Source organism: Pseudomonas tremae, from assembly GCF_001401155.1.
GTDB lineage: Bacteria > Pseudomonadota > Gammaproteobacteria > Pseudomonadales > Pseudomonadaceae > Aquipseudomonas > Aquipseudomonas tremae.
Map to the genome: position 1 here is coordinate 1 of NZ_LJRO01000075.1, position 494 is coordinate 494.

The 494-nt window shown below is 46.2% G+C and carries 1 pseudogene; it reads left to right on the forward strand.

The features are described 5' to 3' along the window. Positions 1 to 308 (forward strand): annotated as a pseudogene (locus ALO43_RS05675) (XopAF/AvrXv3 family type III secretion system effector); the annotation flags it as partial. Positions 309 to 494: the final 186 nt, after the last annotated feature.

Sequence of the window (494 nt, forward strand, 5' to 3'; positions counted from 1 at the left end):
GCGTATTCCATCTATTCCCTTTTTGTCACGAAGACCTTGTGCCAGAAGAGGTTTTAGCGTCTATACGCGATTATCTGCAAAATGCCAGAGCACAGGGTCTGACAATGCGTGTCGCCATGCATGGTGGGGATAGAGAGGGTGATTTTTCAGTTAGCACGGCGGATGCATTGAAACAGCTATTTGCAGATGAAGGGATTCCTCTAGAGTTCGACGAGACCTGCGCAAACAGAACTTCTGACACTCTGCTGGGCGCTGTTATTTTAGATGACAACTCGACTCACTTTATAAAACATTTGGTGACTGGTTAACTAAACCAACACTAGGTGTAACCTTAAAATGAAAAATCCCCAACCTGCAATCAGCGCGGTTTTTGACCAGGATTAATTGCGACTGACCAGATGGGGCAACCAGCATTAACTGCGAATGAACCTGTATTGAACCGCGCTGAAGCACTGATGCACCTGGCGAATATGATCGTGAAGACGCTCTAGAAA